The sequence below is a fragment of the Bartonella sp. MR90HLJMH genome, assembly GCF_042194115.1.
GTDB lineage: Bacteria > Pseudomonadota > Alphaproteobacteria > Rhizobiales > Rhizobiaceae > Bartonella > Bartonella grahamii.
The window spans coordinates 1-971 of sequence record NZ_JBHIMM010000037.1 but is presented as its reverse complement, the minus strand read 5'-3'; the positions used below and the strand labels follow the sequence as shown (position 1 = coordinate 971).

Genomic DNA, 971 nt, shown 5'->3' with positions numbered 1-971 from the left:
ATATTTTTTACTTTAGGATTGGATATCCTCGTTATTTTGTCATATGGATATTAAGGGCATCTGTTACGAGCAGCATTGCTTTTTATCTCATCTAGTTTCTATGTCTCCATAGATGTCCAAATGTAATGCCTTTTGCGAGAGAATTGGCAACGCTTGATAGTTTGAGTAACAGCGTGATGGATATAATGGACAAGATGAGAGCACCTCCAAACATGAAGCTTATATTCTGGTCGTAATCGAGTTTCATATCGCTCAAATAGTTTGCAAAGATATTCATCATCAGATTAAATACAGTCGCTAAGAGTAGAAAGAGGATTATATAATTGACGACTTGGGTTATCCATTGCTCGAAAAGGCGATGAGTTGGTTGCCAGAGCAAAGCAATGATGAAGAGTGATCCCCATCCTACGAGAAGTGTAATAGCGATTTTTGTCAGGAGTACGAGACCACCGCCGATTGCTACTACGAGGCTTGTTGCCAGCAAGATGATGATACCTAAGAGACTGTAAAGCAGTCCATTGGCTTCGAAGAAGACGGTTTCTTGGAAAAGACGTCCTGCATATTGAAATCCTTTGGTTGCTGTTTTGTCTAGTAAATTCATTAATTGTGTATCATTGAGTGGATCTGTTAAGAGCGCTTTTGATAACTCATGGGGCATTTGTGTTATCAAATTGGCAATTTCATTCTGATAAAGTCCTGTGGTAAGAGCTATTGAAGTAATAATACTTATCCGTAGGAAACGATTTACAAATCCGGAGAGAGGCATATCTATAGCGCCACGAATGATGAGCCATCCATAGATGATGAAAGCGATTGTGATACCGATTGATATAAAGGGCGTAATTGTAGCCGTTGTTTTTAAGGAAATATCCGTGACATATGTTTTTGTTATCTGATCAATTTTATTGAAAAGTTGCGTGAACACTGTAAAGTTCATGGAATTCCTCTTTAACGAATTTTCAACTTTTTAT

The 971-nt window shown here is 37.9% G+C and carries 1 protein-coding gene; it reads right to left on the bottom strand.

What is annotated here, in order from left to right:
* Positions 1-91: 91 nt before the first annotated feature.
* Complete coding sequence (locus tag ACFIJ9_RS08630) at positions 92-937, bottom strand: type IV secretion system protein (RefSeq protein WP_375636785.1); 846 nt, start codon at positions 935-937, stop codon at positions 92-94.
* Between the last annotated feature and the right edge of the window lie 34 nt (positions 938-971).